Annotated in this window: 18 protein-coding genes and 1 riboswitch; of the genes, 16 read left to right on the top strand and 2 right to left on the bottom strand. The window is 42.8% G+C overall.

Features of this window, described 5'->3' with window-relative positions:
- Window positions 1–364 precede the first annotated feature (364 nt).
- The 8 genes from metK (at window position 365) to HMPREF1195_RS01680 (ending at window position 8,089) form a co-directional block, all read left to right on the top strand.
- Entirely contained in the window at window positions 365–1,555 is a 1,191-nt protein-coding gene (metK, locus tag HMPREF1195_RS01645; RefSeq protein WP_023917824.1) for a methionine adenosyltransferase, read from the top strand.
- Between the two features lie 192 nt (window positions 1,556–1,747).
- Complete coding sequence (locus HMPREF1195_RS01650; protein WP_023917826.1) at window positions 1,748–3,007, top strand: UDP-N-acetylglucosamine 1-carboxyvinyltransferase; 1,260 nt, start codon at window positions 1,748–1,750, stop codon at window positions 3,005–3,007.
- Between the two features lie 56 nt (window positions 3,008–3,063).
- Window positions 3,064–3,615: a GNAT family N-acetyltransferase gene (locus HMPREF1195_RS01655; RefSeq protein ID WP_023917828.1), complete on the top strand. Its 552-nt coding sequence runs from the start codon at window positions 3,064–3,066 to the stop codon at window positions 3,613–3,615.
- Window positions 3,608–4,885 carry a CBS-HotDog domain-containing transcription factor SpxR gene (gene spxR, locus HMPREF1195_RS01660; RefSeq protein WP_023917830.1) on the top strand — a complete coding sequence of 426 codons (1,278 nt, stop codon included), beginning with the start codon at window positions 3,608–3,610 and terminating at the stop codon, window positions 4,883–4,885. The genes HMPREF1195_RS01655 and spxR overlap by 8 nt, the downstream gene beginning before the upstream one ends.
- 20 nt (window positions 4,886–4,905) lie before the next feature.
- Complete coding sequence (locus HMPREF1195_RS01665) at window positions 4,906–5,766, top strand: methionyl aminopeptidase (RefSeq protein WP_003015764.1); 861 nt, start codon at window positions 4,906–4,908, stop codon at window positions 5,764–5,766.
- 84 nt (window positions 5,767–5,850) lie between these two features.
- Window positions 5,851–6,825: a YihY/virulence factor BrkB family protein gene (locus HMPREF1195_RS01670; RefSeq protein ID WP_023917833.1), complete on the top strand. Its 975-nt coding sequence runs from the start codon at window positions 5,851–5,853 to the stop codon at window positions 6,823–6,825.
- Window positions 6,826–6,920: 95 nt separating this feature from the next.
- Window positions 6,921–7,385, top strand: a complete 465-nt coding sequence (locus tag HMPREF1195_RS01675) for a MarR family winged helix-turn-helix transcriptional regulator (protein WP_023917834.1) — start codon at window positions 6,921–6,923, stop codon at window positions 7,383–7,385.
- Window positions 7,382–8,089, top strand: a complete 708-nt coding sequence (locus HMPREF1195_RS01680) for a B3/B4 domain-containing protein (protein WP_023917836.1) — start codon at window positions 7,382–7,384, stop codon at window positions 8,087–8,089. Before HMPREF1195_RS01675 ends, HMPREF1195_RS01680 begins: the two co-directional genes overlap by 4 nt.
- Before the next feature lie 24 nt (window positions 8,090–8,113).
- On the opposite strand, the gene HMPREF1195_RS01685 is transcribed toward HMPREF1195_RS01680, so the two are convergent.
- Entirely contained in the window at window positions 8,114–8,557 is a 444-nt protein-coding gene (locus HMPREF1195_RS01685; protein ID WP_023917838.1) for a GtrA family protein, read from the bottom strand.
- A 28-nt stretch (window positions 8,558–8,585) separates the two neighbouring features.
- Window positions 8,586–8,691, top strand: a riboswitch (PreQ1 riboswitch).
- Here HMPREF1195_RS01685 and HMPREF1195_RS01690 point away from each other — a divergent pair.
- From HMPREF1195_RS01690 to pulA, 4 genes are all read left to right on the top strand, one after another.
- On the top strand, window positions 8,689–9,198 hold the full coding sequence (locus tag HMPREF1195_RS01690) for a QueT transporter family protein (protein WP_023917840.1): 510 nt from the start codon (window positions 8,689–8,691) through the stop codon (window positions 9,196–9,198). Its footprint overlaps the riboswitch before it by 3 nt.
- A gap of 85 nt (window positions 9,199–9,283) precedes the next feature.
- Window positions 9,284–11,242 carry an NAD-dependent DNA ligase LigA gene (gene ligA / locus HMPREF1195_RS01695; protein ID WP_037599286.1) on the top strand — a complete coding sequence of 653 codons (1,959 nt, stop codon included), beginning with the start codon at window positions 9,284–9,286 and terminating at the stop codon, window positions 11,240–11,242.
- A 9-nt stretch (window positions 11,243–11,251) separates the two neighbouring features.
- On the top strand, window positions 11,252–12,214 hold the full coding sequence (locus tag HMPREF1195_RS01700; RefSeq protein ID WP_023917844.1) for a diacylglycerol kinase family lipid kinase: 963 nt from the start codon (window positions 11,252–11,254) through the stop codon (window positions 12,212–12,214).
- A 78-nt stretch (window positions 12,215–12,292) separates the two neighbouring features.
- Window positions 12,293–14,590 (top strand): type I pullulanase, encoded by a 2,298-nt coding sequence (gene pulA, locus HMPREF1195_RS01705; protein ID WP_023917846.1) that lies wholly within the window; start codon window positions 12,293–12,295, stop codon window positions 14,588–14,590.
- A 55-nt stretch (window positions 14,591–14,645) separates the two neighbouring features.
- Here the strand turns inward: pulA and HMPREF1195_RS01710 are convergent, their stop codons facing one another.
- Complete coding sequence (locus HMPREF1195_RS01710; RefSeq protein WP_023917848.1) at window positions 14,646–16,805, bottom strand: LTA synthase family protein; 2,160 nt, start codon at window positions 16,803–16,805, stop codon at window positions 14,646–14,648.
- A gap of 230 nt (window positions 16,806–17,035) precedes the next feature.
- On the opposite strand from HMPREF1195_RS01710, the gene HMPREF1195_RS01715 reads away from it, so the two are divergent.
- The 4 genes from HMPREF1195_RS01715 to aroB all read left to right on the top strand — a co-directional run bounded on the left by HMPREF1195_RS01715 (window position 17,036) and on the right by aroB (window position 20,971).
- Window positions 17,036–18,199 carry a class I SAM-dependent rRNA methyltransferase gene (locus HMPREF1195_RS01715; RefSeq protein WP_023917850.1) on the top strand — a complete coding sequence of 388 codons (1,164 nt, stop codon included), beginning with the start codon at window positions 17,036–17,038 and terminating at the stop codon, window positions 18,197–18,199.
- Entirely contained in the window at window positions 18,196–18,873 is a 678-nt protein-coding gene (gene aroD / locus HMPREF1195_RS01720; RefSeq protein WP_023917852.1) for a type I 3-dehydroquinate dehydratase, read from the top strand. Before HMPREF1195_RS01715 ends, aroD begins: the two co-directional genes overlap by 4 nt.
- Complete coding sequence (locus tag HMPREF1195_RS01725) at window positions 18,863–19,735, top strand: shikimate dehydrogenase (RefSeq protein ID WP_023917854.1); 873 nt, start codon at window positions 18,863–18,865, stop codon at window positions 19,733–19,735. The genes aroD and HMPREF1195_RS01725 overlap by 11 nt, the downstream gene beginning before the upstream one ends.
- Before the next feature lie 162 nt (window positions 19,736–19,897).
- Window positions 19,898–20,971, top strand: a complete 1,074-nt coding sequence (gene aroB, locus HMPREF1195_RS01730) for a 3-dehydroquinate synthase (RefSeq protein WP_023917856.1) — start codon at window positions 19,898–19,900, stop codon at window positions 20,969–20,971.

The following is a 20,971-nucleotide window of genomic DNA, read 5'->3' on the forward strand; positions in this document are numbered from 1 at the left end:
TAAAGAACTGTTATCATTTATGTAGGTGGTAGGTTTTCGAGTACCCATTGGTACGCGGACACCTACCATTTTTGAAGATAAAAAAGCACCGTGTGAGGGTGCTAGATCTTACCTGCTGAACTCGTAAATTGATCGATACCCTACGGGGTATTTTTTTGTGAACTTTTTAGGAACTTTGAGGCTTGCTTAAGTTTGTTTAATTGAGCCCAAAAAAGCTGATTTAATGGGCTTTTTTGAAAATAATTTTCCATATTATTGGTAATATGTTATAATGAAGTGTTATATGGTCCCGATAAGGTGGTAGAAATCTTCTATCAGTACTTTGTAACTCTATAACGAATATTTTTTAAGGGGGGACATTTTTATGTCAGAACGTAAATTATTCACGTCTGAATCAGTATCTGAGGGGCATCCAGATAAGATTGCAGACCAAATTTCAGATGCTATTTTAGATGCTATTTTAGAGCAAGATCCAGAAGCTCACGTGGCTGCCGAAACAGCTGTTTATACAGGTTCAGTCCATGTTTTTGGTGAAATTTCAACCAATGCCTATGTCGATATTAACCGTGTTGTTCGCGATACCATTGCAGAAATTGGCTATACCAATACAGAATATGGTTTCTCTGCTGAAACTGTTGGAGTACACCCATCATTGGTGGAACAATCTCCTGATATCGCTCAAGGGGTAAACGAAGCCCTAGAAGTACGTGGGAATGCGGATCAAGATCCACTCGATTTGATCGGTGCAGGAGACCAAGGTCTCATGTTTGGTTTTGCGGTGGATGAAACAGAAGAACTCATGCCATTGCCGATTTCATTGAGCCACAAGTTGGTTCGTCGCTTGGCAGAATTGCGTAAGTCAGGTGAAATCAGCTATCTTCGTCCAGATGCGAAATCGCAGGTCACTGTTGAGTACGATGAAAACGATCGCCCAGTGCGCGTGGATACGGTTGTTATTTCAACCCAACACGATCCAGATGTCAGCAACGAACAAATCCACGAAGATGTGATTAACAAGGTCATTAAAGAAGTGATTCCAGCTTCTTACCTAGATGATGAGACTAAATTCTTCATCAACCCAACAGGACGCTTTGTTATCGGTGGACCTCAAGGGGACTCAGGATTGACAGGTCGTAAGATCATCGTCGATACCTATGGTGGTTATTCACGTCACGGTGGTGGTGCCTTCTCTGGTAAGGACGCAACCAAGGTGGACCGTTCGGCTTCTTATGCAGCTCGTTACATCGCCAAAAACATTGTGGCAGCTGGTCTTGCTAAGAAGGCAGAAGTGCAATTGGCTTATGCGATCGGGGTGGCTCACCCAGTATCTGTTCGTATCGATACTTTCGGTACAAGTACTGTTGCTGAGAGCAAATTAGAAGCAGCAGCGCGTGAGATCTTTGATCTTCGCCCTGCAGGGATTATCCAAATGCTGGACCTTAAACGTCCAATCTACCGTCAAACAGCAGCATACGGTCATATGGGACGGACAGATATCGACCTTCCATGGGAACGTTTGGACAAGGTAGAAGCCTTGAAAGATGCTGTAAAATAGTTCGTTGAAATGGAAAAGTTAGGGTCAAGATGATCCTAGCTTTTTTTCGTGTTGAAAATTCCTACAGATGGAAAAATAGGGCGATCTGTGGTATAATAGATGCAGTATTTTAAATACATTGTCCCTTTTATTTCCGTTAAAAAAAACGATAGTAAAAGGAAAAAGATTTGAAAGAGCTAATGAATTATTAAGATGAAAAAAATTGTAATAAATGGTGGTCGCCCTCTAAAAGGAGAGGTGACCATTAGTGGCGCAAAAAACAGCGTAGTAGCCCTGATTCCTGCGACCATTCTGGCGGATGATATTGTGACCCTTGATGGGGTGCCAGATATCTCCGACGTGGCGAGTCTGATTGAGATCATGACCATCATGGGGGCTAAGATAGAGCGCAAAGAAGACAGTTTGATCATTGATCCTCGTGGGGTGAAGGATATGCCCATGCCATTTGGAAAGATCAATAGTCTTCGTGCCTCCTATTATTTCTATGGCAGTTTATTAGGGCGCTACGGTCAAGCAACGGTTGGACTACCTGGCGGGTGTGATCTTGGCCCGCGTCCGATCGATTTGCATTTGAAGGCCTTTGAAGCGATGGGAGCTGCTATGACCATGGATGGCTCCAGTATGAAGCTTGCGACAGACGGCAAGCCCCTTCAAGGAGCGATTATCTATATGGACACTGTTAGTGTTGGTGCAACAATCAATACGATTTTGGCAGCGGTCAAGGCTGAAGGTCGGACAGTGATCGAAAATGCTGCTCGTGAACCTGAAATTATCGATGTGGTAACCTTGCTTAACAATATGGGAGCTCATATTCGGGGAGCAGGGACGGATATCATTACCATTGATGGTGTTCCGCATTTGCATGGGACGAGACATCAGGTTATTCCTGATCGCATCGAAGCAGGAACCTATATTGCGCTTGCGGCTGCTATCGGAGAAGGCATCCAGATCAATAATGTCTTGTATGAGCATTTAGAGAGCTATATTGCCAAGTTAGAGGAAATGGGTGTGCGCATGACCATTTCTGAAGATAGCATCTTTGTAGAAAAACAAACAGGCTTGAAGGCGATCCAGATCAAAACGTCTCCTTATCCTGGTTTTGCGACAGATCTGCAACAACCCATCACTCCTTTGCTCTTAACTGCTACAGGACGTGGTCGAATTGTTGATACGATTTATGAAAAGCGGGTCAACCATGTGCCAGAATTGGCTAAAATGGGGGCTGCTATTTCGACCTTGAACGACCACATTATCTATGAAGGGCCAAATCAATTGACAGGATCCAGTGTGAAAGCGACGGATCTTCGAGCTGGTGCGGCTTTAGTGATCGCAGGTCTCATGGCTTCTGGAACAACAGAAATTACAAATGTGGAATACATCCTTCGCGGGTATTCAGATATTATTCAAAAATTGACCCAACTTGGAGCGAATATCCAGTTGGTAGAGGAATAGTGACAGAGCTAGAGATCTGATAGTGGCAGCTGGTTACACGAACAATGGAGTTTGAGATGAATATTTGGACGCACTTAGCTGCCTATTCACTAATTGAAACACAAAGGTTGTATTTACGACCTTTTCTCTTTGAGGATGCGGAAGATTTTTATAAGATTGCTTCTAATCCTGAAAATTTACAATTTATCTTTCCTGCACAAGCCGATCTCGCCGAAACCCAGTATGTACTAGCCAACTACTTCATGAAAAATCCTTTGGGGGTTTGGGCCATCTGTGATAAAGAAACCAATCAGATGATCGGCTCCATCAAATTTGAAAAGTTGGATGAAATCAAGGGTGAGGCTGAGTTAGGCTACTTTTTACGCAAAGATTTTTGGGGAAAGGGCCTCATGACTGAAGCGGTCAAAGAGTTGGTTTATCTCTCATTTGAGAAATTTCAACTGAAGGAGCTTAAGATTGTCACCCATGTTGAAAATGCAGGGAGTCAAAAGGTCGCTTTAAAGGCTGGCTTTCGTCTCTTTCGTCAATTTAAAGGGAGTGACCGTTATACGCGTAAAATGCGCGATTATTATGATTTCCGCCTAGGTAGAGGGGACTTCTATGAGTAAACACCAAGAGATTTTAGACTATCTCGAAAAATTACCGATTGGAAAACGAGTCAGTGTTCGGAGTATTTCCAATTTTTTGAATGTCAGTGATGGAACGGCTTATCGTGCCATTAAAGAAGCTGAAAATCAAGGAATTGTAGAAACGCGTCCTAGAAGTGGGACCATCCGTGTTAAATCGAAAAAGGCTGTACTAGAGCATTTGACGTATCGAGAAATCCAGGAAATTACCGGTTCGGAAATTTTAGCTGGTGAAGAGGGGCTCGAAAAAGAATTTAATAAATTCTACATCGGTGCCATGACGGAGAAGCACGTCCTAGACTATGTGTCTGAAGGGGGCCTTTTGATCGTGGGAGACCGCACCAGCATTCAACGATTGGCATTAAAGCATGACAATGCAGTCTTGGTGACAGGTGGCTTTGAGGTGAGTGAAGATGTGATTGAGCTGGCCAATCAGGTACAAATCCCAGTCATCCGAACTTCACACGATACCTATACCGTCGCTACTATGATCAATAAGGCCTTGTCCAACATGCAGATCAAGACAGATATCTTGACGGTGGAGCAGGTCTATCGGCCTTTCCATGAGTACGGTTATCTTTCTGAAACAGATACGGTAAGGGATTATTTAGATCTGGTTCGAAAGAATCGCTTTAGCCGCTTTCCGGTTGTCAATCAACACCAGATGGTAGTGGGTGTCGTGACCATGCGAGATGCTGGTGATAAGGCACCTCAGACGACCCTAGATAAGGTGATGTCGCGGACTATTTTTACTACTAATTTGTCCACCAGCATTGCGACCATTAGCCAGCGGATGATCGCTGAAGATTATGAGATGATTCCTGTGGTTCGTACTAACCAGACCTTGCTGGGTGTTATTACGCGGCGGGATGTCATGGATCGGATTAGCAAGGTGCAGTTTTCGAGCTTGCCAACCTTTAGTGAGCAAATCGGTCAAAAGATTCAAACAGAGAACGACTATTACCAATTCACAGTAGAGCCAAGTATGTTGGAGAAAAGTGGTGTTTTGGCCAATGGGGTCATGATCGAAGTGCTGATGAAGGTTGTTCGCAAGATGATGCAACACAGTGGGCGTAGCTTGATCGTCGAACAGCTGATCATCAATTTTTTACAAGCTGTGCAGGTGGACGATGTGATCCGCATTGAACCACAACTTGTTCGGCGAACCAGACGTTCAGCCTTGGTTGATTTTAGCTTGTATCTAGATTTGCAGCTGGTCGCAAAAGCAACCATTACCATTAAGATTAATTAAACAAGAGAAATGAGGAGACAATGATTACATTAAAATCACAACGTGAAATTGAAGCCATGGATCGTGCAGGAGATTTCCTTGCCAGCATCCATATTGGATTGCGTGACTTGATCAAGCCAGGACTTGACCTTTGGGAAGTAGAAGAATATGTCCGCCGTCGCTGTAAAGAAGCCAATGTCTTACCACTTCAAATTGGAGTAGAAGGCAGTCTCATGGACTATCCTTACGCGACTTGTTGCGGTTTAAATGATGAGGTTGCCCATGCCTTTCCCCGTCATGTTATCCTGAAAGATGGTGATCTCCTCAAGGTAGATATGGTCTTATCTGAGCCACTCGACAAGTCTGTTCTGGATGTTTCAAAATTAGATTTTGATAATGTTGCCCAAGTGAAGAAATATACCGAGTCTTATACTGGTGGCTTAGCGGACTCTTGCTGGGCTTATGCGGTTGGAAATGTTTCTCAAGAAGTTAAAGATTTGATGGACGTGACTAAAGAATGTCTTTACAAAGGAATTGAGAAAGCAGTCGTAGGCAATCGCTTGGGAGATATTGGTGCAGCGATTCAAGAGTATGCAGAAAGCAAAGGCTATGGTGTGGTGCGTGACTTGGTCGGCCACGGTGTCGGCCCTACTATGCATGAAGAACCAATGGTACCGCATTACGGTCGTGCTGGACGCGGTCTTCGTTTGCGTGAAGGCATGGTCTTGACGATTGAGCCAATGATCAATACCGGTACTTGGGAGATTGATACTGATATGGAAACTGGTTGGGCCCATAAGACCCTCGACGGTGGCCTTTCTTGTCAATACGAGCATCAATTTGTGATTACAAAAGATGGTCCAGTGATTCTAACCAGTCAAGGTGAAGAAGGAACTTACTAAAAGATTGAGAGGAAAGAATGGAGCTGAAGGCACGTGTCTGGTTTCGCTCTTTGCTCTTTTTTAGTAAAAATGGGGAGGTGAGGAATGAAAAAGGTCCTACAAAAAGTGTTCGATCAGCCATTTATAAAAGGCTTCGTGCGGTTTTATCAGAGTGCTGAGTCTGATATCACTAGCATTGCTGTAGCCTATTATTTGTTGATCTCTATTTTCCCTTTGATGCTGATTGCAGCCAATATCTTGCCCTACTTTCACATTCGTCCTACTCAGATTCTTTTGAGTCTAAAAGAAATTCTGCCCGCTTCCTTGTATCGGACAGTGGCCCAGATGATCTCGAGTGTGTTGACCAAGCCTTCGACAGGGTTACTGAGTTTCTCGATTATTTCTGCTTTGTGGATCTTCTCACAGAGCATTGCCTACCTCCAAAAAGCCTATAACAAGAGTTATGGGGTAGAAAAGGAACGTGGTATTATCTGGGGGCGACTCTTTAGCTTTCTGATCAGTTTTGCCTTGCAAGGCTTGTTTGGACTTTCGCTGATCCTTTCCATGTTTGGGAAAATGATCGTTCGCTATCTCTATCAGACCTTTTCATTTGATCGGACAATTTATGTGCGTTTACTGAATTTGACAGAGCCGACCATCTACCTCTTGCTCTTTGTCAGCTTGGTTTTGCTCTATTACACGCTTCCAAATGTTAAAATTCCAAAATTTAGATATGTTTTTCCAGGGGCGACTTTTGTGGTTGTTGTCCTGTATGCAATCTTGAATATCTTTTGGAAATACGTAGATCGCTATGTGAGTCATTTCTTGGATGCTCGCTTCTTTGGTTCGGTCGTCCTAGCGGTTATTATGTTTTGGTTTATCTTGGTAGCTAAAATCATGATTATTGGTTGTATTTTAAACGCCAGTGTCCAATTTGCCAGAGAAGCCAAATTCCAAACGCGTAATGGAGAAATTGTTTCCAAATTAAAATCAGAAGAAGTGGCCTTCCGGCATAGAGAAACTTCATTAAAATTAAAACAACGATTACGTCTTAAAAATAGAGATAAAAGGAAAGAATAGAAATCAGATGATATCTGGTTTCTTTTTTTGTTGATTTTTATTGCATTTGCAACAAAAATATGTTACTCTATTTCTAACAAGAAAGGAGGAGTGGGATGAGTATTTTGCGTGAGATTGGTATCATTGCGCGCGCTCTGGATTCTATTGCAAATATCGAATTTAGAGATTTAGATTTAGCACGTGGTCAATATCTCTATCTGGTGCGAATTGCAGAGCAACCTGGAATGATTCAGGAAGAACTCTCTGACCTCTTGAAAGTAGATCGATCCACCGTTGCAAGGTCCGTAAAAAAACTAGAAGAGCGTGGCTTGATTCAGCAACGTCCGAGAAGTGAAAATCTCAAAACAAAGGAATGGGAGTTAACTGAAAAAGGTAAGCAGATTTACCCCTTCATTTTAGGGGAGCATCTTTACTCTGAGAGAACTGCTTTAAAAGGATTTTCCAAAAAAGAAGTCGCACAGTTAGAAGAGTATCTCATCCGAGTTCGTGAGAATATCACCTTGGATTGGGAACTAGTTAAAAAAGGTAAAAAAAGAAATTATAGTGAGGTAAAGCAATGAAAGTAACAGTCGATCAAGAATTTTGGGATTTGTTCCCAACAGCTAGAATTACAGTGATGTCCTTGTATGGCATTGATAATACAGTAGATGAAGCCAAGGATCCTTATTTCAAAGAATTGTTGGACAAGGGTGCCAAGAGAGCATGGGAATTTATCGATGAAGAAAACTATACCCAGAGTGGGTTCGTTCAAGAATGGCGCCAAGCTTTTAGCAAGTTTAAAACAAAAAAAGGAGCCCGATCTTCCATCGAAGCACTCTTAAAACGGGTTCACCAGGGTCGTGAATTTTATCCGATTAATCCTTTGGTGGATCTTTACAATAGCGTTTCGATGGCTTATGCTCTTCCTTGTGGGGGAGAAGATATGGATAAATTGGTGGGTGGACTCTCTCTAGGACAAGCGAAAGGAGGCGAACCGTTCTTTCCATTAGGAGCTGAAGAAGATGCGCCAGCTTTGGAAGGGGAGATCATCTACTATGACCAAGAAGGAGCTGTTTGTCGTTGTTTGAATTGGCGTGAGGCTCAAAGAACCATGCTAACTGAAGATACGAAGGATGCTATTTTGGTGATTGAAGCCATTGATGAGGTACAGGCCAAACGTGCACAAACAGCTATGCAGGAATTGAAAGACCTAGCCAAGGATTATTTTGGGGTCGAAGGAACGATCTATCAATTAAGTGCAGAGCATGCAAGTATAGAAGTTTAAAATAATAAGGCTGAAACAATTGTTTCAAGCCTTGTTTTTATTTTTAAAGACAAAGAGTTTACTAAAGACATAATTGAGGACCACTATAGCGACTTGCGCAAAGAGGGTTTCAATTAGATTGATTTGACTCTTGTTGTTGTGGACAAATTGCCCGATGATTCCTGGGAATTGCTTGACAAAAATCTCGGTCAAGGCCATGTCTAGTATAAAGGTCCCAGAGCGCGCAATCGCAAATCGGATCAAGCGCTGAAACCAGCCCTTTCTTTCTTGCTTAAAGACGATGGTATCGTTGGTCGCAAAGGCAAAGAGGATCCCAGCAATATTTCCAATCGCTGTCGCCAATCGTTCATCACGAGACATATGATAGATAAAGAGGCGGGTTCCGACGGAAACAAGGGTTGTTGCCACACCAAAGAAGAGATAGGATAAAATTTCATTATCAAAAAATTTTTTAATGAGTGTTTTCATAAATTCAGTCTACCATAAAACCTCAAAATATGCTATACTTGAAAGGTTGAAGAAATAAACCTTCGACCCTTGGTGCTTAAGATCCTTTCGCCAAGCATATTAAACGCGGGAAAACCGCTAAAGGAGAATAGATGAAACAGTTAACTGCTCGTGATATGGCACAAATTGCCATTGTTGCTGCGATTTATATCGTATTGACCATTACCCCACCTCTCAATGCTATGGCCTACTATGGCTATCAATTCCGTGTTTCGGAAATGATGAATTTCTTAGCCTTCTACAATAAGAAGTACTTGATTGGAGTGACTCTTGGTTGTATGATTGCTAACTTATTTAGTTTTGGATGGATCGATGTCTTTGTCGGTGGAGGTTCGACCTTTGTCTTCTTAGGACTCGGACTCATTTTATTTGGTCGTTTTAAAAACAAGTTCTTGTTTGACGGTCTTATTCGATTGGACCATTTCTTGTTTGCGATTTTCTTTTCCATTTCCATGTTTACGATTGCCTTGGAACTTTATTACCTTCAAGGCCAACCATTCTTCTATAACTGGTTGACCATGGGAGTGGGTGAATTTGCATCCTTGATTTTTGGAGCGATTGTGATCAATCAACTTTCTAAACGGATTGATTTTACAAAATAAGAAAAGGGAGCTTTGGCTCCTTTTTTTCATGCTAAGAATGCAGTAAATTCAAGGCTAAATTAAGATTTTATGATAAAATAAGAACATGAAAACCAGAATGAAAGAATTAGTGGAATTACTCAATCGCTATGCTTATGAGTATTACACAAAAGACGCTCCATCTGTTTCAGATAGTGAATATGATCAATTATATCGGGAGTTGGTGGAACTAGAAATCGCTCATCCAGATGAGATCTTACCAGAGAGTCCAACTCACCGTGTAGGTGGTGTGGTTTTAAAAGGCTTTACTAAATACCAGCACCAGTATCCCCTTTATAGTTTGCAGGATGCTTTTTCACGTGAAGAATTAGAAGCTTTTGATCAGCGTGTCCGGAAGGAATTTCCTTCCATCAGCTATGTATGCGAGTTGAAGATCGATGGCTTGTCCATTTCCCTCACCTATGAAAATGGTGTCCTTGTAACAGGAGCAACACGTGGGGATGGTTCTGTCGGTGAGGATATTACAGAGAATCTCAAGCGGGTCAAGGACATTCCTTTGGTGTTACCAGAGCCAGTCAACATTACAGTTCGAGGCGAGTGCTACATGCCACGGGCTTCCTTTGATCGCGTCAATCAGATCCGTCAAGAAAATGGCGAGCCTGAGTTTGCTAATCCACGGAATGCTGCTGCAGGAACGCTTCGCCAATTGGATACGAAAATTGTGGCCAAGCGAAATCTCGCGACCTTCTTATATCAAGAAGTGAGTCCCACTGATCAAAGCAGTCAGGAAGGCGTGCTTGAGAAATTAGCTCGCTTAGGATTTGTCGTGAACCAAGAGCGAGTGCTGGCTGAAGATATGGAGCAAATTTGGGACTTTATCCAAAAAGTAGCTCAGTTTCGAGAGGATCTTCCCTATGATATCGATGGGATCGTCATCAAGGTCAATGACCTAGCTGTTCAAGAAGAACTAGGCTTTACCGTAAAAGCTCCTAAATGGGCTGTCGCGTATAAGTTTCCAGCTGAAGAAAAAGAAGCGAAAATCCTATCGGTGGATTGGACAGTTGGACGGACCGGTGTGGTGACGCCAACTGCCAACCTAACTCCAGTCCAGCTAGCAGGAACCACCGTTAGTCGGGCAACCTTACACAATGTGGACTATATTGCTGAAAAAGATATTCATCAGGAAGATACCGTCATTGTCTACAAGGCTGGTGATATCATTCCTGCGGTCTTAAGTGTCGTCAAAGATAAACGGGTTTCTGATCAAGCATTAGCCATTCCAAGTCATTGTCCGAGCTGCCAAAGTGAGTTGCTTCATTTCGAGGATGAGGTGGCCCTTCGCTGTATTAATCCGCTCTGTCCAGCTCAGATTAAGGAGGGATTGAACCACTTTGCAAGTCGGGATGCTATGAATATCACAGGCTTGGGTCCAGCTGTTGTAGAGAAACTCTTCGCGGCTCAGTTGGTAGAGGATGTAGCTGGGATCTACCGGCTCACTGTAGAGGATCTATTAACCTTAGAAGGCTTCAAAGAAAAATCTGCTGAAAAACTCTATGAAGCCATTCAAGCTTCAAAAGAGAATTCAGCTGAAAAGTTACTCTTTGGTTTGGGAATCCGCCATGTCGGAAGCAAGGTCAGTCAAATCTTGCTCCAAGAATTCCATGACCTCGATCAACTGGCTACCGCTGATCCAGAACGGATTGCCAGCATTGATAGTCTCGGTATGGTCGTGGCTGAAAGTCTCAAGTCTTATTTCGCACAAGAGGGATCCAAGCGTCTCCTGCATGAATTGAAAGAAGCTGGAGTCAATCTGACCTATCTTGGTGAAAAAGTTGCTGCCGATGCGGCCCTTTCAGGGATGACAGTCGTTTTGACTGGGAAGCTAGAGCGACTCACGCGTTCAGAAGCAAAGGCCAAATTAGAGAGTCTGGGTGCTAAGGTAACTGGTTCTGTTTCCAAAAAAACAGATTTGGTCGTAGCAGGTAGTGACGCTGGTAGCAAATTAACCAAAGCACAAGAATTAGGAATCCAGGTAGAAGATGAGGCCTGGCTTGAAAGTTTGTAGAGGATCTTTATGGTAGAACGAATCAAAAAAGCCCGTTTAATTTATAATCCGACCTCTGGGCAAGAAATTATCAAGAAAAATATTGCGGAAGTCTTGGATGTACTCGAAGATGTGGGCTACGAAACTAGCGCCTATCAAACGACTCCAGAACCATTTTCTGCACAAAATGAAGCAGAAAGAGCCGCCAAAGCAGGCTTTGATTTAATCATTGCTGCTGGTGGAGATGGCACGATTAATGAAGTGGTCAATGGAGTTGCAGGTCTGGAGAATCGTCCGCAGATGGCCTTTATTCCAACAGGCACAACCAATGACTATGCGCGTGCCTTGAAGATCCCGATGGGAGATCCAGTGGCAGCTGCCCGCATTATCGAAAAGAATCAAACCATTCAAATGGACATTGGTCGTGCTTATGGCAGTAAGTATTTTATCAATATTGCTGCAGCAGGGACCCTGACAGAATTGACCTTCAGTGTCCCAAGTAGTGTCAAATCTCGCCTGGGTTACTTTGCCTATGTGGCAGAAGCAGCTAAAATGTTGCCGAGAAACAAGGCTCGTAAGGTGCGGATCGAACACGATAATGGCGTTTTTGAAGGTCCAGCTTCGATGATTTTTGTGGCTTTGACCAACTCTATTGCTGGCTTTGAAAGTGTCGCACCAGATGCCAAGCTAGATGATGGAAACTTCACCTTGATTATCGTAAAAACTGCTAAGCTCTTTAACATGTTGTCCTTGATGATTCAGGCCATTAATGGAGGCAAGCATGTGCACGATGAAAATGTAGAATATCTCAAGACCAAGAAGTTGTCGATCGAAATGTTAGGGAAAAATGCTCAACCATTCCGCATCAATCTAGATGGCGAATATGGGGGAGATACTCCAGTTGAATTGGAAGTCTTTCATAATCACTTGGAATTCTTTGCGAATATTGATGAAATCAACAACGATGCTTTAGTTCACACATCTGAAGAATAAAAACAAATAGTTGGAACCATGTACGTGTTTCACGAGCGAATGGTTCCTTCGGTATCAAATTGGAAATAGGAAAATATTATGCGACAATACCATGTAAAGCTTCATTTTCATAAGCAAAAAGGAAATTATTTTGCCTATGATATGTGGCAGTGGCAGGATCAAGTAGAAGGAAAATCAGTCTCTTTCTCCAAGTTAGATTATTTTGGAGTAGAGGGAAATCTGGTATACGAGAGTGAGGATGCCTTGAGCCGGGGTCATGTCTTGGTTAAAGAAGGAGATTGGCTCACCAAAACCCGTGATTTTGAAATCGAACTCTTACCAGAAGGGCATGTTCGAGAAGTTTGGATTCTCGATGGGGACGATACTGTCTATTATTCTTTGCAAGCTGCTTTGACGAGTCATGCTTATAGTCATCGTCAGCCTCATGCCTACGATATGGCGACCCATGCCAAGGAATTTGACACCAAATGGGCTTATCAAGGCTGGCTTGGTTATCGTGAAGAAGAAGGGGAGTATTGCTTTAAGCTGTGGGCCCCTACTGCTAAGAAAGTTGAATTGTTGCTCTATCAATCAACAGAGTTGGATGCGCCTATTTGGAAGACTATTCCGATGATGCGAGGCAAACAAGAGTCTAGCTACCATCCAGAAAACACCCAAGGTGTTTGGATTCTAGATTTTCTAGGAAATTTAAGTGGCATGGCTTATCAATATCGTGTGCATTTTGAACACCAGACTCAAGTGACGCGCGATCCTTATAGCATTGCAACGACAGCCGATGGAATGCGCTCAGCCATTCTCTCAAGAGCAGATCGTCAGTTTGATTGGGGCACTAAAAAAGGCGCCGATGCGACTCCCTGGCGCCTGGACAATCCTTGTCAAGCAGTGATCTATGAGATGCACCTTCGGGATTTGACCAAGTCACCGACATCAGGTGTGGACGAGTCTTTGCGTGGGACCTATCTGGGGACTTGCCAAGAAGGAACTGTCAATAGCCATGGCGATGTGACTGCCTTTGATTATATCCGTCAGTTAGGGGTCAATGTCGTGCAATTGCAGCCGATATCTGATCGCTATAAACAGTACGATGAAGAAGGTCGTGTGACCTACAATTGGGGTTACGACGTTCAGAATCATTCTGCACCAGAAACCAGTTTTTCAACAGATCCATCCAATCCCAAACAAACCATGAAAGAGCTTAAAACTATGATCCGGACTTATCATGAAGCTGGGATTTCTGTAGTCATAGATGTGGTCTACAATCATACCTACTCAACTGAGCATGGTCCTTTCCAAAATACAGTTCCGGATTATTATTACCGGATGGAGCCAGATGGGCGCTTCCAAAATGGGACAGGTGTCGGGAATGAGACGGCAAGTGAGCATGAAATGTACCGCAAGTACATGATTGATTCCCTCACGCACTGGGTAAAAGAGTACCAGATCGATGGTTTCCGCTTTGATTTGATGGGCATTCACGATGTGACGACAATGAATGCTATTCGGGAGGCGATGGATGCTCTGGATCCTCGCATTCTCCTTTATGGAGAAGGTTGGGATATGGGAACCGGTCTCGCACCAGAGGATAAGGCTAAGAAAGACAATGCGGCGCAATTGCCACGTATTGGATTCTTTAACGACACGGAGCGCGATGCTATTAAAGGAGCTGAGGTTTATGGTTCCATCAAACGTGGCTTTGTCAGCCGAAAATCAACAGAGAATATCGTTGCGCGTGCTGTTCTAGGTAGTGCGGAGCTGGGTCATTATTTAAGTCCGAATCAGGTTTTGAATTATGTGGAGGCTCATGACAATTATAATCTCTATGACTTGCTTCAGACCCTCCATCCAAATGAAGAAGTAGCAGGCTTGGTCAAGCGCTCAGAGTTGGCTACGGCCATGAACCTGCTCTTCCAGGGTATGACCTTTATGCAATTGGGTCAAGAGTTTATGCGGACTAAATTGGTAGCGACAGGTCCTCATGGAGAGATCACACCTTTGGATCGTGAGCGGGCCATGAATTCCTACAATGCTCCAGATTTTGTGAATCAGGTCAATTGGGATCTGGTCAGTCAGAATAAGGAATCGATCGCCTACATTCGAAGCTTAATCGCCTTGAAGACCAGTCTTCCTGTCTTAGGGCTTGAAAGCTATGATAACATCTACCAACAAGTCTTTATCCAATCTGCGACAGATACCAGTGGTCTTGTCATCTATGAACTAACAGGAGACAAGAAGTACTTGGTCATCTTCAACGCCAGCGGGCTTCCATATTACCTCCAAAATTCAGATAAATTGAAATTAATGGTTGGGAATAGTCGCCATAAACGTCCTTTCTATGTGGAGAATTTAACAGCTTCTATTTTTGAAGTCCTAGACTAAGTTCTTTTTAAAGAAATCATAAAATCCCTGAGTTTTTAAACTCAGGGATTCTTTTTTATTTAGATGAACTACTACTGGTCTCTGTTGAGGAAGAACTATCATCTTCTGGGTGCAATTCTTTATAAGTTGGTGCCTTGAAGAGATCGACAGTGGACTGGTTGCCACGTTGGTTATAAAGGCTGGTTGATTTGTCACCTTTTTCCTTTTCAATCTTCTTCAATGCCTTGAAGGAATTGGTATAGGAATAATCATCTGGATTGACTTTTCCAAGATCATTGCCCTTGAAGAAGCGGAGGAGGTCACCGGTCTGGATGCTATCGCTAATCTTTAATTGAAGGTTAGCGGCTTCCCTAATCTTGTCCAATTCTTCCTTGGTTTTTTCATCAGGATTAGTGATTTCCTCACCTGTTTTTGTGTAATAGGTCCGGCCACTATAGCTCGTATACTCAGGAGTTACAAAGTAGTTAGCGGAGCGGAAGGCTACAATTTGATCATGTTCTGGTGAGAGCATATCTTGACCAACTTGGAGAAATTTGTTGGACTCAATGCCCAGCAAATGTTCTAAGGTTGGGAGCATATCAATCTCACCACCAAAGGTATCAATGATGCCTCCTTTATCCATACCTGGAACGACTACCATATAGGGTACTCGTTGCAACATGGCATTGTCATAGCTTGACCACGTTTCAGAGTTCTTACCAAGTAGAGGAGCAAGAGCTGGGTTACGAGAGTTTGAAATTCCGTAGTGGTCCCCATAGAGAACGATGATGGAATTTTTGTAAAGACCAGATTCTTTCAAGTAATCAAAGAAGGCCTTGATCGAAGAATCCAGGTAGTTAGCGGTCGCAAAATAGCCATTGATGGTTTCGTCTTGTGTCTTAGCAAGAGGGAAGCCAAGATCATCTCCTGACAAGCTAGTCGTATAAGGGTAGTGGTTGGAAACCGTAATGAACTTAGTATAGAAAGGCTGTTGCAATCTCTCGAGGTATTTGATGGAATCTTTGAGCATGTATTTGTCATTGAGACCATACTGGAAGGAGTTGCTGCTGTCTTGTTTGGTGAAGTAGCTAGCATCAAAGAAATAATTGTAGCCCCATTGTTTATAGGCCGTATTTCGATTCCAGAAACTTCCAGCATTCCCGTGGAAAACAGCGCTCGAGTTGTAACCATTTTTCGAAAGAATAAATGGTGCGGCCTGTTGGGTATTGGTTCCACCATAGTTCACCATAAAGGAACCTTGGTTGAGTCCAAAGAGCCCAGTTTCAATCATGGTCTCAGCATCAGACGTTTTCCCTGCCTTGACTTGGTTAAAGACATTCGAAAAGGCAAAGGTTTCCTTCGAATGATAGAGGGAATTTAAGAAAGGCGTCACTTCATATTCTTTATCGTCTACTTTCAACTTGTAATCGATCAAGAATTGTTGGAAACTTTCCAAGTGAATGTAGATGACATTACGGCCTTTGGCCATTCCGAAGTATTCAGGATTAGCTTTGGCATAATGCTGTTGGATATATTCTTCAACCGGTTTTAGATCTGCCTCAGATGCTTTGGAACGCTCTTTGTTTGCAACATAAGTTTGATTAGCGCTGTATCCTAGAAAAGCAGGAAGACCCAAGGCACGAACAACATAGTAGTTTGAGAACCCACGTGTCAAGAGCTCAGGCCGGTCAATTTCTGCAAGGAAAAGATTGGCCGAAAAGAGCATAGCAGACAAAGATGTGATCGCAAAACTAGCTCGTTTATTGAAGGGACGGTTATCCATTCGAATCCATTTCTTAAAGAAGAAGAAAGCTAGAATCGGGAAATCCAAAATATAAATCACATCCCAAGGGCGGAACAATTCTAAAGCTGCAGCTCCAAGACCGGCGGAAACCTTGCTGGAAGCCAACATGGTATTAACTGTTACAAAGTCTGTAAATTCTCGATAATAAATAGAATTGGAAATCAACCAGATAAATAAGAGAAGGTAGATCCCAAAAGCCAAACTATAAAAGAGCTTGGTAGGTTTGATATAGAGTGCTAGACCGATTAACAGTAAGCTGACCGGAAATGGATTGATCACTGCTAGAAAGATCTGATACGGTCCCTGAATGTCTAAATTAAAATCAACTGAATAGGCCCACATGGTTTTGAACCAGTAGAGCAGCAGAAGGGTCAAGACAAATCCTAGTCTGGTACTCATGAAATTGAGTATCGAATTCGTAATTTTTTTCACAAAATGTTACTTCCTTGTCTTATTTCCTAAAAATTTTCATATACAAGTATACCACATTTTTATGGAGAAAGAAAAAAATGACTGTAAAGAAGAGGAAAGAAATAGGAGAGATCTGGTATTTTATATCGTTTAAAGCTAAATGATGAGAGCTACGATAAAATGGTAAAAAAAGTTCCAGTAAATAAAGCCTCCCTTTGTGAAAACTGCAGACTTTTGCTATAATAGAGGGTATGAAAAAACTCACAGTCAGTCGGCAAGTAGCTCGAAAACTAAAACAAGGACAATCGCTCCTTGAAAAGCAAGACTTTGATTCGCTTCCTACCTTGGATCAAGCGGTTCAATTGCTTTCAGGAGATGGACAATCCCTCGGTGTCGGATACTTATCTGAACAAAATAAAGGGATTGGATGGTTTGTTTCGCAAGAGTTGGTCGCTTTTGATCAAGACTTTTTTAAAAAGCTTTTCATCAAAGCTAAGCAATATCGTCGTTCTTATTATGAGGATGAGAAGACAACTGCTTTTCGTCTCTTTAACCAAGAGGGAGATGGTTTTGGTGGTTTCACGGTTGACTTGTATGGTGAGTTTGTTGTCTTTTCTTGGTACAATCCCTTCGTGTTTCAGATCAAGGAAACCATTCTAGCGGCCTTTCAAGAGGCTTTTCCTGAAGTCCGAGGCGGCTATGAAAAGATTCGCTTTAAAGGCATGGACTATGAATCGGCTCATGTCTATGGTGAAGAAGCACCGCAAGAATTTTTGATTCTTGAAAATGGAGTTTCTTACCAAGTCTTTCTCAATGATGGCTTGATGACGGGGATCTTTTTGGATCAGCATGAAGTTCGAGGTAGCTTGGTAGAGGGCTTAGCAGCTGGCAAGTCCTTGCTCAATATGTTCTCCTATACGGCAGCCTTCTCTGTGGCTGCGGCAATGGGTGGAGCAGTTGAGACAACATCGGTCGATCTGGCTAAGAGAAGTAGAGAATTATCAGAAGCGCATTTTGTGGCAAATGGCTTGGCGCTGGATGCTCATCGTTTTGTCGTGATGGATGTCTTTGACTATTACAAATATGCCAAACGCCATGAGCTAAGCTATGATGTGATCGTGCTCGATCCGCCTAGCTTTGCGCGGAATAAAAAACGGACCTTTTCAGTTGCTAAAGATTATCATCGATTGGTCAGTGAGGCCCTCGAGATTTTAAATCCAGGAGGAACCTTGATTCTCAGTACCAATGCGGCAAATGTGACCAAAGAGAAATTTAAAAAACAAATCGAAAAGGGATTTCAAGGGCGTAAACATCGTTATGTAGCAGAATACGGCCTTCCGGTAGATTTTCGATGGAACAAGAAAGAAGAAAGTAGTAATTACTTAAAAGTATTTACGATTAGGGTGGATGTATGAAGTTAGTTGTGTCGATTATGCCTCGCTCCTTAGAAGAGGCGCAACAACTAGATGGTTCGCGTTACGATGATGCGGATGTCATTGAGTGGCGTGCGGACTTTTTAGAAAAAAACGAGATCTTAACCGTTGCTCCAGCAGTATTTGAAAAATTTGCTGGACGCGAAATTTTATTCACCTTACGGACTCGAGCTGAAGGGGGAGAGATGGAGCTGACCAACGAGGAATATGTTGGAATCCTGAAAGATATTCAATCCATCTATCATCCGGATTATATCGATTTCGAGTATTATAGTCACCGTGAAGTCTTTGAAGAGATGTTGGAATTTTCAAATCTTGTTCTCAGCTACCATAACTTCCAAGAAACTCCGGAAAATATGATGGAGATCTTATCGGAATTGACCAGCTTTTCTCCAAAATTAGTCAAAGTATCTGTCATGGCCCACAATGAACAAGATGTTCTTGACTTGATGAATTATACGCGTGGTTTCAAGACACTGAACCCTGAGCAAGAATATGTAACGATTTCCATGGGCAAGGTCGGGAAGATTTCGCGCTTGACAGCTGATTTGACAGGTTCTTCCTGGTCTTATGCTAGAGTTGGAGATGAAAGTGCCCCAGGTCAAATTCCTCTTGAAAATATGAGAAGAATTCGGGAGTTATTAAATGAAGATTGACGGATATACTCGGATGGCAGCTGTCATTGCCCATCCCATTCGTCATAGTATCTCTCCTTTCATTCATAATCTAGCCTATGAATTAACAGCGACCAATGCTGCTTATCTAGCTTGGGATATTGCTGAAGAAGACTTAGAAAGCACCATCAGCCAAATTCGTAAGTTGGATATGATTGGGGCCAATATCTCCATGCCCTACAAGCAGAAGGTCTTTCCTTACTTAGATGAAGTGGATGAGATGGCCCGAAAGATCGGTTCTGTCAATACTATCGTTCACCGCGATGGTAAACTTAAAGGCTATAATACGGATGGGATTGGTTTCTTTCGTAGTTTACCTCCTGCTTTCTCTATTAAGGGAAAAACAATGGTTCTCTTAGGTGCAGGTGGTGCAGCTTTAGCGATTATTGCACAGGCGATTCATCTAGGTGTAAAACGTATCCTTGTCTTTGTGAGAGAGGAAAGATTGGTTCATTATCGTTCAATAGTTCAGTTGATTGAAGAAGGCTTTGATTTCTTGATAGAATTGTATGCGATTGAGAAAGATGAAGACGTTCAAAGCTCCTTTAATCAAGCCGATCTCATCTTAAATGCGACTGGTGTTGGGATGGATGGTCAGTCTCTTCCGATAGCGAGTCACTTGACCTTTCCCCCACAGGCCTTAATCGTAGAGATGGCTTACTATCCGGCAGTGCCCCCCTTTCTGCAATTGGCAGTGAATCAAGGAAACCAGAGGGAAAATGGGCTGGGAATGCTCTTTTATCAAGCTGAAGCAGCCTTTGAATTAATGACTGGGAAAGTATTTCCTACAGAGTCTGTATGGGAAGCATTGACAACAGAATATCGCCAATTTGTATGTGACTAAGAGAGGGTTTTACATTTTCCTATTGAAAAAGCTTTATGAGATTAGAACAGGAACTGATTTTTTAAAAAACAGTCTTGCTCTAGTCTCTTTTTCATTTTGATTGAGACATGTGCCCTATTTCATGATAAGATAGAATCAAAGAAAAACGTGAAGGAGATTCCTATGAACGTATCGGTACCTATTCCAGGACATTCCTATGATATTGTGATTGAAAGAGGTGGTCTCAACCAGGTTGGAGACTGGTTGCGCACTCTTTGGGGCGATAAAAAAATCGCCATTATTTCCGATAACCGCGTGGCTAAGCTATATGCCTCTATCGTAGAGAAGAGCCTTGAGAAAGCTGGTTTTCAAGTGGTGCGCTTTGAGTTTCTTCAAGGGGAAGCCAGTAAGAATCTAACCACTGTTTCAAAAGTCTATGACTTTCTAGCTACCCAGGGCATGACGCGCAGTGATGGTATCGTCGCTCTTGGGGGTGGCGTAGTTGGTGATTTGGCTGGTTTTGCTGCCTCGACCTATATGCGAGGAATTTCCTTTGTTCAGATCCCGACTAGCTTGACCGCACAGGTGGATTCTTCTATCGGGGGAAAGACGGGAGTCAACACAACACTTGCTAAAAACATGGTAGGGACCTTTGCTCAACCAGATGGTGTGTTTATTGATCCTGAAGTGTTGAGCACGTTGGGGCAACGTGAATTGATCGAGGGAATGGGCGAAGTCATCAAGTACGGTCTCATCCAAGATACGGAACTCTGGGAAGAATTGGAAGCCATGGATGGTTCTGTCCAGAGTATTTTAGAGCATGCAGAGAGCATCATTTCCCATTCTTGCCTGGTGAAGCGAGACCATGTGGTGGCAGATGAGTTGGACAATGGTATTCGACTGTATCTCAATTTTGGTCATACCATCGGGCATGCTATTGAAGCGACAGCTGGTTATGGGCAGGTTATGCATGGAGAAGCCGTCAGTATGGGCATGGTGCAGCTCTCCCGAGTTGCAGAAGAAAAGGGCTTGATGCCAAAAGGAATCAGCCAACAAATCGAAGAAATGTGCCGGAAATTTGGCCTTCCGGTGACCTATGAGAACTGGGATAAAGAAGCCCTTTATCAAGCCTTGACTCATGACAAAAAAGCGCGTGGGACGAACTTGAAATTAGTAATTGTTCCAGAGTTGGGGCAAGCAGCGATTCATCAAATCCCTCTTCAAGAAATGAAGGACTTTTTAGAAAGAAAGGAATAA

Origin of the sequence: Streptococcus parasanguinis CC87K, from assembly GCF_000507765.1 — a bacterium.
In the GTDB taxonomy this organism is placed as follows: Bacteria; Bacillota; Bacilli; order Lactobacillales; family Streptococcaceae; genus Streptococcus; species Streptococcus parasanguinis_J.

What these genes read in the sequence shown, in the direction of transcription:
- HMPREF1195_RS01650 (WP_023917826.1), top strand. Translation starts at nt 1,748, where the DNA reads ATGAAAAAAATTGTAATAAATGGTGGTCGCCCTCTAAAAGGAGAGGTG.
- pulA (WP_023917846.1), top strand. Translation starts at nt 12,293, where the DNA reads ATGCGACAATACCATGTAAAGCTTCATTTTCATAAGCAAAAAGGAAAT.
- HMPREF1195_RS01700 (WP_023917844.1), top strand. Translation starts at nt 11,252, where the DNA reads ATGGTAGAACGAATCAAAAAAGCCCGTTTAATTTATAATCCGACCTCT.
- HMPREF1195_RS01725 (WP_023917854.1), top strand. Translation starts at nt 18,863, where the DNA reads ATGAAGATTGACGGATATACTCGGATGGCAGCTGTCATTGCCCATCCC.
- HMPREF1195_RS01715 (WP_023917850.1), top strand. Translation starts at nt 17,036, where the DNA reads ATGAAAAAACTCACAGTCAGTCGGCAAGTAGCTCGAAAACTAAAACAA.
- HMPREF1195_RS01665 (WP_003015764.1), top strand. Translation starts at nt 4,906, where the DNA reads ATGATTACATTAAAATCACAACGTGAAATTGAAGCCATGGATCGTGCA.
- ligA (WP_037599286.1), top strand. Translation starts at nt 9,284, where the DNA reads ATGAAAACCAGAATGAAAGAATTAGTGGAATTACTCAATCGCTATGCT.
- HMPREF1195_RS01670 (WP_023917833.1), top strand. Translation starts at nt 5,851, where the DNA reads ATGAAAAAGGTCCTACAAAAAGTGTTCGATCAGCCATTTATAAAAGGC.
- HMPREF1195_RS01685 (WP_023917838.1), bottom strand. Translation starts at nt 8,557, where the DNA reads ATGAAAACACTCATTAAAAAATTTTTTGATAATGAAATTTTATCCTAT.
- aroD (WP_023917852.1), top strand. Translation starts at nt 18,196, where the DNA reads ATGAAGTTAGTTGTGTCGATTATGCCTCGCTCCTTAGAAGAGGCGCAA.
- spxR (WP_023917830.1), top strand. Translation starts at nt 3,608, where the DNA reads ATGAGTAAACACCAAGAGATTTTAGACTATCTCGAAAAATTACCGATT.
- metK (WP_023917824.1), top strand. Translation starts at nt 365, where the DNA reads ATGTCAGAACGTAAATTATTCACGTCTGAATCAGTATCTGAGGGGCAT.
- aroB (WP_023917856.1), top strand. Translation starts at nt 19,898, where the DNA reads ATGAACGTATCGGTACCTATTCCAGGACATTCCTATGATATTGTGATT.
- HMPREF1195_RS01680 (WP_023917836.1), top strand. Translation starts at nt 7,382, where the DNA reads ATGAAAGTAACAGTCGATCAAGAATTTTGGGATTTGTTCCCAACAGCT.
- HMPREF1195_RS01655 (WP_023917828.1), top strand. Translation starts at nt 3,064, where the DNA reads ATGAATATTTGGACGCACTTAGCTGCCTATTCACTAATTGAAACACAA.
- HMPREF1195_RS01690 (WP_023917840.1), top strand. Translation starts at nt 8,689, where the DNA reads ATGAAACAGTTAACTGCTCGTGATATGGCACAAATTGCCATTGTTGCT.
- HMPREF1195_RS01675 (WP_023917834.1), top strand. Translation starts at nt 6,921, where the DNA reads ATGAGTATTTTGCGTGAGATTGGTATCATTGCGCGCGCTCTGGATTCT.